Origin of the sequence: Phytoactinopolyspora halophila (assembly GCF_003287285.1) — a bacterium.
GTDB classification, from domain to species: Bacteria; Actinomycetota; Actinomycetes; order Jiangellales; family Jiangellaceae; genus Phytoactinopolyspora_A; species Phytoactinopolyspora_A halophila.
This window is the reverse complement of record NZ_QMIG01000007.1, coordinates 26,019-38,791: the sequence shown is the minus strand read 5'-3', so window position 1 is coordinate 38,791 and position 12,773 is coordinate 26,019. Positions and strand designations below refer to the sequence as shown.

General features: G+C 70.6%; 8 protein-coding genes and 1 tRNA gene. 5 read left to right on the top strand and 4 right to left on the bottom strand.

Going from position 1 to position 12,773, the window contains the following annotated elements:
* Positions 1 to 30: 30 nt before the first annotated feature.
* From fdh to nrfD, 3 genes are read left to right on the top strand one after another with little or no spacing between them, the layout of a single operon-like run.
* Entirely contained in the window at positions 31 to 3,312 is a 3,282-nt protein-coding gene (gene fdh / locus DPM12_RS09715; RefSeq protein WP_164465309.1) for a formate dehydrogenase, read from the top strand.
* Positions 3,309 to 4,205: a 4Fe-4S dicluster domain-containing protein gene (locus DPM12_RS09710; protein WP_112258120.1), complete on the top strand. Its 897-nt coding sequence runs from the start codon at positions 3,309 to 3,311 to the stop codon at positions 4,203 to 4,205. Before fdh ends, DPM12_RS09710 begins: the two co-directional genes overlap by 4 nt.
* Positions 4,206 to 4,210: 5 nt before the next feature.
* A complete protein-coding gene (gene nrfD / locus DPM12_RS09705) occupies positions 4,211 to 5,185 on the top strand; it encodes an NrfD/PsrC family molybdoenzyme membrane anchor subunit (RefSeq protein WP_112258248.1) in 975 nt (324 codons plus the stop codon).
* Here nrfD and selB read toward each other — a convergent pair.
* The 3 genes from selB to DPM12_RS23165 form a co-directional block, all read right to left on the bottom strand.
* Complete coding sequence (gene selB / locus DPM12_RS09700) at positions 5,182 to 6,942, bottom strand: selenocysteine-specific translation elongation factor (RefSeq protein ID WP_112258119.1); 1,761 nt, start codon at positions 6,940 to 6,942, stop codon at positions 5,182 to 5,184. The genes nrfD and selB overlap by 4 nt on opposite strands.
* A gap of 1 nt (position 6,943) precedes the next feature.
* A complete protein-coding gene (gene selA / locus DPM12_RS09695; protein ID WP_112258118.1) occupies positions 6,944 to 8,269 on the bottom strand; it encodes an L-seryl-tRNA(Sec) selenium transferase in 1,326 nt (441 codons plus the stop codon).
* 23 nt (positions 8,270 to 8,292) lie between these two features.
* A tRNA-Sec gene (locus DPM12_RS23165) sits at positions 8,293 to 8,385 on the bottom strand.
* A 60-nt stretch (positions 8,386 to 8,445) separates the two neighbouring features.
* Here DPM12_RS23165 and selD point away from each other — a divergent pair.
* Positions 8,446 to 9,540 carry a selenide, water dikinase SelD gene (gene selD, locus DPM12_RS09690; RefSeq protein WP_112258117.1) on the top strand — a complete coding sequence of 365 codons (1,095 nt, stop codon included), beginning with the start codon at positions 8,446 to 8,448 and terminating at the stop codon, positions 9,538 to 9,540.
* A gap of 205 nt (positions 9,541 to 9,745) precedes the next feature.
* Here the strand turns inward: selD and DPM12_RS09685 are convergent, their stop codons facing one another.
* Positions 9,746 to 10,846, bottom strand: a complete 1,101-nt coding sequence (locus DPM12_RS09685; protein ID WP_112258116.1) for a 3-deoxy-7-phosphoheptulonate synthase — start codon at positions 10,844 to 10,846, stop codon at positions 9,746 to 9,748.
* A gap of 378 nt (positions 10,847 to 11,224) precedes the next feature.
* On the opposite strand from DPM12_RS09685, the gene DPM12_RS09680 reads away from it, so the two are divergent.
* Positions 11,225 to 12,685 carry an amidase gene (locus DPM12_RS09680; RefSeq protein WP_112258115.1) on the top strand — a complete coding sequence of 487 codons (1,461 nt, stop codon included), beginning with the start codon at positions 11,225 to 11,227 and terminating at the stop codon, positions 12,683 to 12,685.
* The last annotated feature ends 88 nt before the right edge of the window (positions 12,686 to 12,773 follow it).

Genomic DNA, 12,773 nt, shown 5'->3' with positions numbered 1-12,773 from the left:
GACCGACGATGCGCCCGGGGGTGGCAGACCATGGGTCTGAAGAAGTGGCTCGACCGCTGGCCGGTGTACCGGCAGCTCACGAGTGCTGATCCGCTGGGGCGGGGCGCCGCGAGCCAGTCCGCGCGCTCGGCCGAACGGACGCCACGCACCAGCGACGCCGACCGCGTCGTCAAGTCGATCTGCCCGTACTGCGCCGTGGGATGTGGCCAGGACGTCTATGTCCGAAACGGTGAGGTCACCCAGATCGAGGGCGACCCGGACAGCCCGATCTCGCGCGGGCGGCTGTGCCCCAAAGGTGCGGCCAGCGAACAGCTGGTCAACTCGCCGTCTCGGGTCACCACGGTCCACTATCGCCGGCCGTACGGCACCCAGTGGGAGGAACTCGACCTGGACACGGCGCTCGACATGATCGCGGATCGGGTCATCGACACTCGCCGGCGCACGTGGCAGGACACCGACGAGGAGGGCAGGTATCTCAACCGCACGATGGGGATCTCACATCTCGGCGGGGCGACCCTCGACAACGAGGAGAACTACCTCATCAAGAAGCTGTACACGGCCCTGGGCGCGATCCAGATCGAGAACCAGGCCCGCATTTGACACTCCTCCACCGTCCCCGGTCTGGGGACCTCGTTCGGGCGCGGCGGCGCCACGACCTTTCAGCAGGACCTGCAGAATGCCGACTGCATCGTCATCCAGGGGTCCAACATGGCCGAGTGCCATCCCGTGGGTTTCCAGTGGGTGATGGAGGCGAAGCAGCGCGGAGCGGCGGTCTTCCACGTGGACCCGCGGTTCACCCGGACCAGCGCGCTCGCCGACGCGCACGTGCCGCTGCGTGCCGGTACCGACATCGCCTTCCTCGGCGGGCTGGTGAACTACGTGCTGCAGAACGAGCTCGATTTCCGTGACTACGTCCTGGAGTACACGAACGCCGCGGCCATCGTCGACGAGCGGTTCCGCGACACCGAAGACCTCGACGGCCTGTTCTCCGGCTACGATCCGGAAACCGGCTCCTACGATCCGGTGAGCTGGGCGTACGCGGACGCGACGGCCGCCGCCGCAGCCGGGCACCGGGACATGCCGAAGGATGGCCACGCGGGTTCCGCCTCGCTGGCCGCGTCGCCGGAGCGGGCCGGCGCCGGCGGGCCAGCCGTCTCTGCCAAGCCGCATCAGGACCGCACCCTGCAGGACAGCCGCTGCGTGTACCAGATCCTCAAACGGCACTACGCTCGGTACACGCCGGAGATGGTGGAACGGGTCTGCGGCATCCCCCAGGAGATGTTCCGGAAGGTCGCCGAGGCCGTGACCAGCAGTTCGGGTAGGGACCGGACAACCGCGTGGGTCTACTCGGTGGGTTGGACACAGCACACCGTGGGGGTGCAATACATCCGCACCGCCGCCATCCTGCAACTGCTGCTCGGCAATGTCGGCCGTCCCGGCGGTGGGATCCTGGCCCTGCGCGGTCACGCGTCCATCCAGGGGTCGACAGACATCCCCACGCTGTTCAACCTGCTCCCCGGCTACATCCCGATGCCGCACGCGCACCACGACGAGAACCTGGACTCCTTCGTCGAGGACGATGCCGGGGCAACCGGATTCTGGGGCAACATGAAGGCGTACGCCGTCAGCCTGCTCAAGGCCTGGTGGGGAGACGCGGCCACCGAAGACAACGACTTCTGTTTCGGCTACCTGCCGAGGCTGAGCGGAGACCACGGCACCTATCGCACGGTGCTCGACCAGATCGCCGGAGACGTGAAGGGCTATTTCGTCATCGGCGAGAACCCGGCAGTCGGCTCTGCCAACTCCAGGCTGCAACGGCTGGGACTGGCCAATCTCGAATGGCTGGTGGTCCGGGACTTGCAGATGATCGAGACGGCGACGTTCTGGAACAACGCGCCCGAGCTTGAGACCGGAGAGCTGGTCACCGAGCAGATACCTACCGAGGTGTTCTTCCTCCCGGCCGCGTCGCACACGGAGAAGGACGGCACCTTCACCAACACCCAGCGGCTGCTGCAATGGCACCACAAGGCCGTCGAGCCACAGGGTGACCAGCGCAGCGACCTGTGGTTCTACTACCACCTCGGCCGGCGGATCCGGGAGAAGCTGGCCGGCTCCACGGACCCCCGCGACCGCCCTGTACTGGACCTCACCTGGGAATACCCGACCGAAGGAGAGGTGGGCGAACCGAGCGCCGAGGCGGTACTGCGCGAGATCAACGGGGTCGGGCCGGACAGTTCGGCGCTCTCGGCCTTCACCGAGCTCGCCGACGACGGCTCGACGGCCTGCGGCTGCTGGATCTACTGCGGCTGCTTCACGGACGAGGTGAACCAGCCGGCCCGGCGCAAGCCCGGTTCGGAGCAGTCCTGGGTGGCTCCGGAGTGGGCGTGGTCGTGGCCGGCCAACCGCCGCATCCTCTACAACCGCGCGTCGGCCGACGCCGACGGGCGGCCGTGGAGCGCGCGCAAGGCCTACGTCTGGTGGGACGCCACGGAGGAGCGCTGGACGGGACACGACGTCCCGGATTTCGAGGTGACGAAGCCGCCGGACTACGAGCCGGAGCCGAATGCCCGGGCGCAGGACGCGCTGTCCGGGACGGATGCGTTCGTCATGCAGACCGACGGGAAGGCCTGGCTTTACGTTCCCACGGGCCTGCTGGATGGGCCACTGCCCACCCACTACGAGCCACAGGAGTCGCCGTTCACCAACCTGATCTACGGACAGCAGGTCAACCCGGTCCGGCACGTGTACAGGCACCCGGCCAACCGCTACCACCCGATGCCCACGGAGCGTGGCGTCGACGTGTTCCCGTACGTGTTCACCACGTACCGGCTGACCGAGCACCACACCGCCGGTGGCATGAGCCGGTTCCTGCCCTACCTGTCCGAGCTGCAGCCCGCCTTCTTCTGCGAGGTGTCACCGGAACTGGCGGCGCAACGGGGCCTGGAACACGGTGGCTGGGCGACGATCATCACCGCTCGTACCGCCGTCGAGGCACGGGTGCTGGTGACCGACCGGATGCGGGCGGTCCAGGTACAGGACCGGACCGTGCACCAGGTGGGCATCCCCTATCACTGGGGGCCCAACGGGCTGTCCACCGGCGACGCGGGCAACGAGCTGCTCTCCGCAGCGCTGGATCCGAACGTGCACATCCAGGAGTCGAAGGCGGCCACGTGTGACGTCCTTCCCGGCCGGAGGCCACGCGGGCCGGACCTCGAGGAGCTGGTCCGGGACTACCGGGCACGTGCGGGTATTACCGAGGACACCGGCATCACCACCGGACGGGTCGGCACGGAAGGGACGGCGAGCGAATGAGCAACCAGCTGTACGGGCCGGTCGACGACGTGGCCCAGCAGGCCGGATACGAACCGGATCACCCGCCCCGCATGGGATTCCTGACCGACACCAGCGTCTGTATCGGCTGCAAGGCATGCGAGGTGGCCTGCAAGGAGTGGAACGGCGTCCCGGGCACCGAGCTGGACCTGCTCGGCACGTCGTACGACAACACCGGCGACCTGGGCGCCAACACGTGGCGGCACGTGGCGTTCGTCGAGCAGGCGAAGCCGCGCCGCGAGCTCGTCGACCTCGGCATGCCCGCCATGGGCCCGCCCGGCGGGCAGGAGGCGGAGCAGCCGGACCAGGACCTGCGCTGGCTGATGATGTCTGATGTCTGCAAGCACTGCACGCACGCCGCATGCCTGGACGTCTGTCCCACCGGCTCGCTGTTTCGCACCGAGTACGGCACCGTCGTCGTTCAGGAAGACATCTGCAACGGCTGCGGGTACTGCGTGCCGGCGTGCCCCTATGGGGTGCTGGACGTCCGGCCGGGAGACGGGCGGGCGTGGAAATGCACCCTGTGCTACGACCGGCTGTCGGACGGGATGGAGCCGGCGTGCGCCAAGGCGTGCCCGACAGATTCCATCCAGTTCGGCCCGGTCGAGGAGCTGCGCGAGCGTGGCCAGCAGCGGGTCGAGGAGCTGCGGGCGGCGGGCATCGACGAGGCGCAGCTCTACGGTGCAGATCCCGGCGATGGCGTAGGTGGCGACGGTTGCTTCTTCCTCCTGCTCGACGAGCCCGAGGTCTATGGCCTGCCCCCTGACCCGATCGTGACGACGCGGGATCTGCCGTCCATGTGGAAGCACGCCGCAGCGGCGGCGGCCACGGTGGCGGCCACGGCGGTGGCGGCCTTCGTCGGGAGCCGGAGGTGAACGGCATGACCGGCACGCGGGCCAGTACGACGACGAGTACGCGGGCATCCGAGTCCGGCGTGGAGTACCGCTCTTACTACGGCCAGCCCGTCATCAAACGTCCGACGTGGAAGACGCCGGACGTGCCGGTGTACTTCTTCCTCGGCGGGCTGGCCGGGGGTTCGTCGGTGCTCGCCGAGCTCGGCGAGCTCAGCGGACGGTTCCGGCTGGCGCGGGCGGGCCAGGTGACGGCCGCGGCGGCCAGCGCAGGCAGCGTGTTCGCGCTCATCCACGATCTCGGCCGGCCCGAGCGGTTCCTCAACATGCTCCGCGTGTTCAAGCCGACGTCGCCGTTGAGCGTCGGGTCGTGGGTGCTCGCCTCCTACGGCACGCTCGCCGGTGCGGGGGCCGTCTCCCGGGTCGCCGGCGTGCTGCCTCCCGCGGGACGGTGTGCGACGGCCGGGGCGGCGGCGCTCGGGCCGGTGATGACGACGTATACGGCGGTGCTCGTGGCCGACACGGCGGTGCCGGCCTGGCACGAGGGCTACCGGGAGCTCCCGTTCGTCTTCGCGGGCAGTGCACTGGCCAGCGCCGGTGGGCTCGGGATGCTCGCCGCGCCACGCGAAGCGGGCCCGGCCCGGCTGGCCGCGGTCGCGGGGACGGGTATGGAGCTGGCAGCTGACCGGCTCATGTCGCACCGTTTGGGCTTTCTCGCCGAGCCCTATCATCACGGGCGCGCCGGCAGGTGGATGCGTGCGGGGAAAGTCCTGGGTGCCGCGGGCGCGGCTGGTGCGCTGGGAGCACTGGTCCGGGAGCCAGGCAGGCGCGGCGGCCGGGTGGCCTCGGTGCTGTCGGCGATCTCGGCGAGTGCCCTGCTGGCGAGCTCATTGTGCACCCGCTTCGGCGTGTTCGAGGCCGGCCGGGCGTCGGCGGACGACCCGAAGTACACGGTGGTGCCGCAACGCGAACGGCTCGATGCCCGGAACGCACGCAACGTCTAGCGCAGTTGCCGGCGGTCATCCGGGAGCCGTTCGGTGATCTCGTGCCGATCCAGGTACTGGAGCAGCGGTATCGCCACGCGCCGGGTCGTTCCCCATGCCTGGCGGGCATCACTGACGGTGAACGGGCCGGACAACGTGCGCAGCGTTCGTACCGCCTCGTCGATGCTCTCCGGCAGGAGCACCACGCCGTCGCCGATACGGACCAGGACTCCGGCGCGATCCGCGGCGGCGAGCTCGCGACGCCCGAGTCCCAGCTCGGCGAGCTGCGTGGCGTCCGGAGCGACGAGCGGTTCCGCCGCCAGCCGGGCGCGCAGCTCGTCGACCGCCTTCGCGACCGGCGCAGGGAGGTGATCGACCTGCGCGGTGTCGTCGCGCACCACCCGGCCCGCCCTGATCGCCAGCGGTGGTGACACGAGAGCGTGGACGAGCGAGCGCTCGGGCAGGTCGAGTTGCTGCCGGACGACGTCGACGGGAGGGCCGGTTTCCAGCGGGTTGGCCTGGCGCCATCGGGCGACGACGTCCGGCAGCCGGGAACGCAGCTCCGCCCACAGCTTCTCGTCGACCACCCAGCCGGCGGCGACCGGCCGGGACGTGACCGGCACGCCCATACGTTTCAGCTCGTCCTTGCGGACGATGCCGCGGCGGCGCAGCTCCGAGTGCTCGTCGGGCTCGCCGTCGAGGGTGCTGAGGATGCGAGCGCGCTCGGCGGCGGCGCCGCGACGGGTGAGTGCCGGCGGCGCCACGTCAAGGACGGTGGTGCCGCCGAGGACGCGGTGCCGCCCCGGCTCGCGTAGCAGGCCGCGGTCTCCGACACGCAGCGGCAGCGCGCCGGAAAGTGTCAGCCGCACGGTGTCGGACCCGAGCGGGCGCACCCGCGCTGTCACCGCGGCCGAACCGATGTGCAGCATCAGGTGCTGCGGCAGCGGATCGTCACCGGTCCGGTCGAGGCGCGCGTCGAGCACATCGCTCGTGCGGAAGCGCTGCGGGGTGAGCACGGCGTCGCCGCGGTGCAGCGCGTCTGCGGGCACCCCGCGCAGGTTGACCGCGACCCGGGCGACGGCGCCCGCTTCGGTCACGGGACGGCCCAGGCATTGCAGGGCGCGCACTCCGGCGGTGCGTCCCAGCGATGGGATCTCCAGCTCGTCGCCCACTCGGAGGCGCCCGGCCGGGAGGGTACCGGTGACGACGGTGCCGCTGCCCCGGATCGTGAACGAACGGTCGACCCAGAGGCGCACCGGGGCGTCGACATCCGGCTGGGGTAGCCGCCCGGCGAGGTCGTCCAAGGCGGTCACGAGGTCGTCCAGGCCGCTACCCGTGGGTGCGCTGACCGGGATGGCGGCGACGTCGCCGAGTGTCGTCTCATTGATCTCGGCGAGCGCCTCCGCCGCGGCCGGTGCGGGATCGGCGAGATCACTGCGGGTGATGGCGAGCAGGCCGTGCCACACACCCAGCGCGTGCGCGGCGTCGAGATGCTCGGCAGACTGCGGCATCCAGCCCTCGTCGGCCGCGACGACGAAGAGCACGGCGGGCACCGGCCCGACCCCGGCGAGCATGTTCGGCACGAACCGGTGATGGCCCGGGACGTCGACGAACGCGAGCGTGCCGGCCGAAGGCAGCTCCGTCCAGGCGAAGCCGAGATCGATCGTCAACCCACGGCGATGTTCCTCGTCCCACCGGTCGGGCTCCATTCCGGTGAGCGCCCGGACGAGCGTCGACTTGCCGTGGTCGACATGCCCGGCTGTGGCGACGACGTGCATGTCACTCCGATCGTGCTTGCCGGTGCCACGCGGACACGACGGCGGAACGCAGCGTGGAATCCTGATCGGAAGGCACGCACCGCAGATCGAGCAGCAGCCGGTCGCGTTCGAGCCGGCCGACTACGGCGGGCTCGTGCTGTCGTAACGGGGCCGCTAGCCCGGGGTCGACGGCCACCGCCCACGAGGTGAGCTCCAGCCCGGGGCCACCACCCCCGCCGACGACGCTGGCTGTCTCGACGGTCTCCGAGGTGACGCCGTCTTGCCGGAGCCCGTCCCGTAGTTCTTCCGCCCGGGCGTGCAGCTCGGCGGCATCGTGCCGCAGTGCCGCCCACGTCGGCGTCTCGGGGCCGCGCAGTGTCGCCTCCAGCGCGGCCAGGGTGAGCTTGTCCACCCGGAGCGCCCGGGCGAGAGGGTGGCGGCGAAGCTGTTCGATGATCTCGGCACGGCCCAGGAGCAGACCGGCCTGCGGGCCGCCGAGCAGCTTGTCGCCGCTGCCCGTGACCAGGGCGGCGCCGTCGGCGAGCGCACTCGATGCGTCCGGCTCGTCCGGAAGCAGGGGATCCGGTGAGAGCAGCCCGGAGCCCAGGTCGGCAACCACCGTGGCACCGAGCTGGGCTAGGTCACGGATGGACACCGACGACGTGAATCCCTGGATGACGAAGTTCGACGGGTGAACCTTCAGCACGAATCCCGTGTCGGGGCCCAGAACGGCGCGGTAGTCGTCGAGCCTGGTCCGGTTCGTCGTCCCGACCTCGCGCAGGACGGCACCGGTCGATTCGAGCAGTTCCGGCAGCCGGAAGCCATCCCCGATCTCGACCAGTTCGCCCCGGCTGACCACCACCTCCTGACCGGGCGCCAGCGCGGTAGCGGCGAGCACGAGTGCGGCGGCGCCGTTGTTGACGACGTGGGCGGCTTCGGCAGAGGGCACGGCGGCGCCGAGAGCGTCCACGACACCGCGTCCCCGGAGGTCGCGGCGCCCGGTGTCCGTGTCGTACTCGACGTCGGTGTGTCCCGCTGCGGCGTGCACGGCCGCTACCGCCGCCGGGGACAAGGGAGCGCGTCCCAGGTTGGTGTGCAAGACGACACCCGTCGCGTTGATCACTGGGCGTAGCGTGCTCGCCCGTGGGGGAAGCGACCCTGCGGCGGTGTCCCCGACGTCCTCGGGCGTGATCTCACCCCGGCGGGCACGGTCCTGTGCCTGGGTGATGGCGGCCTTCACGAGGTCGCGGCCGAGGGCCGACGTCGCGGCGGTGAACCGGGGTTCGGCGAGCAACGTGTCTGTCCCCGGGATGCGGCGCCGCGATTCCGCGTCGTGTTCGGAGAGCACGCCACACCTCCTGTGATCGGTAGCGGAGACGGACGGGAATCGAACCCGCCTGGCCCGGTTCCCGGGCCACACCGGTTTTGAAGACCGGGAGGGGCACCAGCCACCTAAACGCCTCCACGTCCACGCTAACCACAATCGGGTGTGTCAAACGACGTGATGTGGGCATTGAAGGAGCCATGACGGTGACGGAAGACCAGGGAATCCAGCGGACACGACCCGGCCAGCACATCCGGCTCACGCAGTATGCCCACGGTGGAGGGTGCGCGTGCAAGATCCCGCCGGGGGAGCTGGAGGACGTCATGTCCGGCCTCGTGGGCGCACGTTCCCCGGGTTCCCCAGGTTCGCCCGGTTCCCCGGGTTCGGTTGGCGGGCTCGTCGTCGGTCTGGACGACGGCGACGACGCCGCTGCCGTCCGCATCGACGGCGATCGAGCCGTGCTGGCCACCGCGGACTTCTTCACCCCCGTCGTCGACGACGCCTACGACTGGGGGCGGATCGCCACGGCCAACGCGCTGTCCGACATCTACGCCATGGGTGGACAGCCCGTGGTGGCGCTGAATCTGCTGGGGTGGCCTCGGGACGTGCTGCCCATGGATGTGGCCAGCGAGGTACTGCGCGGTGGCCTGGACGTCGCGCGCACGGCCGGCTGCCATGTGGCGGGCGGGCACAGCGTCGACGACCCGGAGCCGAAGTACGGCATGGCGGTGACCGGCATCGCCGACGCGCACCGGCTGTTGCGCAACGACGCCGGAACGGCTGGCCAGCCATTGACGCTGACCAAACCCCTGGGACTTGGCGTGCTCAACAACCGCCACAAGGCGACCGGCGAGGTGTCCCCGGCAGCGATCGAGGTGATGGCGGAGCTCAACCGGGACGCGGCCCGCGCGGCTGTTGAGCTGGGAGCACGGTGCGCCACCGACGTCACCGGCTTCGGCTTCCTTGGCCACCTGCACAAGCTGGCCCGGGCGAGCGGCGTGGGCGCGGTCGTGTATGCGGGCCAGATACCGTACGTGGACGGGGCGCGCGAAGCTCTCGCGCAGGGCTACGTCAGCGGCGGGACGCGGCGCAACCTGGAATGGGTGCGGCCACACGTCGATCCCCGCGGCGGCGATTCTGGCCGCACGGCCGATCTGGACGAGAGCGAGCTGCTCCTGCTGGCGGACGCGCAGACGTCGGGCGGGCTGCTCGTTGCCGGCGAGATCCCGGGCCATCCGGTCGTGGGCGAGCTAGTCCCTGCCTGGTCTGGCGACGTCACCGTCGCCGTCCGCTAGCTTCGCCCGCTCCCGGCACACGGCGCCATGCGCGGTGAGGCCCGCGCGCCGTGCACGCCCAGACCACGCGCCGTGCACGCCCAGACCACGTCGATCGATCGCGGAAGGCGTTTTCCGGTGTGGTCTCGGCGTGCACGGCACATACCTCGTCGGTGTTGACCGGGACAGATCCCGCTGGCCGGCACGGGCGTCGCTGGGGGTGAGGCTAGGCCTGGCGGCGGGCGCGAACCGCGGCGGCGAGCTCACCCAGGAGCTCCTCGGTACTCGCCCAGTCCATGCAAGCGTCGGTGACGCTCTGGCCGTACGTCAGGGACGAACCGTCGAGGTCCTGGCGGCCGGCTTCGAGGAAGCTCTCCAGCATCACCCCGGCGATCCCCGTCTCGCCGCCGGCGATCTGCTCGGCGATCTCCCGGGCCACCACGGCTTGCCGGAGATGGTCCTTGCCGCTGTTGCCATGACTGGCGTCGATGACGAGCCGCTGTGGCAGCTCGGCCTTGTGCAGCAGGGCCAGCGCGTCGCGAACGTCGGTGGGCCCGTAGTTCGGGCCGGCGCTGCCGCCGCGCAGGATGACGTGGCAGTCCGGGTTGCCGATGGTGGAGACCGCAGCCGCGCGGCCGTCCTCGTCCACGCCGAAGAACACGTGGCGGTGCGCGGCCGCGATACATCCGTCGATGGCCGCCTGGACATCTCCGCTCGTCGCGTTCTTGACCCCTACCGGCATCGACAGGCCGGAGGCAAGCTGGCGGTGGACCTGGCTTTCCGGAGTTCGGGCGCCGATGGCACCCCACGAGACGGTGTCGGCGATGTACTGCGGGCTGATCGGTTCGAGGAACTCGCATCCCGCGGGCAGGCCGGTGTCGAGCACGTCGAACAGTAGCTCCCGGGCGATGCGCAGGCCCCGCCGGACGTCGTGGGATCCGTCGAGGCCGGGGTCATTGATCAGGCCCTTCCACCCCACCGTGGTGCGTGGCTTCTCGAAGTACACCCGCATGACGATGCGCAGGTCGTCGTCCAGCTCGCGGGCCACGGGAGCGAGCCGGCGAGCGTAATCGAGGGCCGCATCGGGATCGTGGATCGAGCACGGGCCCACCACGACGAGCAGGCGGTCGTCGTCGCCGGAGACGATCGAACGCACCTCATCCCGGGACGTGCGCACCGTCGCGGCGTGCCGGTCGTCAAGGGGAAGCTCCTCCAGGAGCTGACGGGGTGCATCGAGCGGTTGGAAGCCGGCGACGCGCAGATCACTGACACTCGAGGCATCACTGCTCGGATTGCGTGTGGATCGATGGGGTTCGCTCTGACACATTCGCGGGTCCGTTCCTCGTCTCGGGGCGGGACGCCCGCGGTACTCACCCGGCCGGCCCGCCTGAATGACAAAAGGCAGAGACCGACGGTCTCTGCCTGGCTGGCTCCGGGTGAGGGCTGGTCAGCGCGTCTGACCGCCGGCTCCACCCGGAGCCGACGTAAAGCGCCAATACCAGCGAATCTCGACCACGAGAGGGCACTATAGCGTTCCGGGCCGGGCGCGCGCCAACCCTGCGCGTCAGCGGGTTCATGGAGGGGACCGCCGACGGCCGGGGTTGGCGTGTGACGAACGGCGGTCAGAGGAGGTGCGGCCGTCCGGAGCGGCGCTTGCGGCCCGCCTGCTCCCACTGTTCGCGAGCGGGCTCGTAGGGTCGGATGCGTGACGGAGATCCACGAGTTGACCGCGCTCGACATAGCCGCTGCGATCCGGGCGGGAGATCTCTCGCCCACGGAGGTCGTGGAGCACAGCCTGGATCGAGCGCAGCGGCTGGATCCGCAGCTCGGTGCATTCGTCGAGCTCACTCCGGAGCTGGCGCGCGAACAGGCCCGCGCGCGGGAGCGGGCGCTCGCCGCGGCCGGGCGCTACGACGGGTCGGGGCCGGCCACGCCCCTGCTCGGGGTGCCCTGTCCCATCAAGGATCTGGTGCGCGTGGCGGGTGTGCCGGTCCGGTACGGCAGCGCCGCGCTCGGCGACGCGGACGCGCCCGTCGACGATGGCGTGGTGACGCTGCTCAACCAGGCCGGGACGGTCACCATCGGCAAGACGAACACGCCCGAGGTGGGGTTGCCCGCCTACACCGAACCGGACATCGCGCCGCCGGCGCGATCCCCGTGGGATACGCGCCGCTCGGCTGGCGGTTCCAGCGGGGGAGCGGCGGCTGCCGTGGCGGCGGGCATCGTGCCGATGGCGCACGGCAATGATGGCGGCGGATCCATCCGTATTCCCGCCAGCGCCTGTGGCCTGGTCGGGTTGAAGCCGACGCGTGGACGGGTGAGCCCGGGCCCACACGGTGTGGAGGGAGCCGGACTCGCGATCAACGGTGTCCTCACCCGCGACGTGCGGGACACGGCGGCGGCGCTGGACGTCCTGTCCGCGTCATGGCCGGGCGACCAGTTCATCCTGGCCGGACCGAAGACGAGCTACGTGGATGCGTGCGCCCGCGAGCCCGGAACGCTACGGGTCGGCGTGCTCACGACCCCGATCATCGCCGACGTTCCGGTCGACCCGTCCTGCATAACCGCGGTCGAGGAGACGGCGGCGCTGCTTGAGGAGCTCGGCCATCACGTGGAGCACGCTCCGGTGCCGTTCCCGGCGCAACGGTGGTCATCGTTCGAGGCCCTGTGGTCCGTCCTGGCGTTGAGCATCCCGCTCCCGCCCGAGGCCGAGGATCGGCTGGTGCCGCTGACTCGATGGCTCCGTGAGCAGGGCAGATCCGTCTCCGGTCTGGACTACGCCAGCGCCGTCACCTCAGCCCAGGAAACGACACGTGAGGCCGCCGTCACGTGGGCGGGATACGACGTGATCGTCTCGCCGACACTGGCGCGCCCGCCGGCCTTCATCGGCGAACTGCGCAACGACGATGATCCTGCCGCAGACTTCGCCGCGCAGGTGGCCTACACGCCGTGGACTAGTGTCTGGAACCTTACGGGCTGGCCGGCGATCAGCCTGCCGTTGTCGTGGACGCGGGGTGGCGCGGCTGACGACCCGCCGGTGCCGGTGGGCGTGATGCTGGGCGGCCAGCACGGCACCGAGGAGATGCTGCTGTCGCTGTCGGCGCAGCTGGAAGTGGCCCGGCCTTGGCGGCACTACCGCCCGCCAGAGCCGCCTGGCTCCGCATAGCTACCTGACCAGCTCGGACCCCAGCTGCCCCGGTTACTCCGGACCCCAGCCTGCCTGACCAGCCCGGACCCCAGCTGCCCCGGTCAGC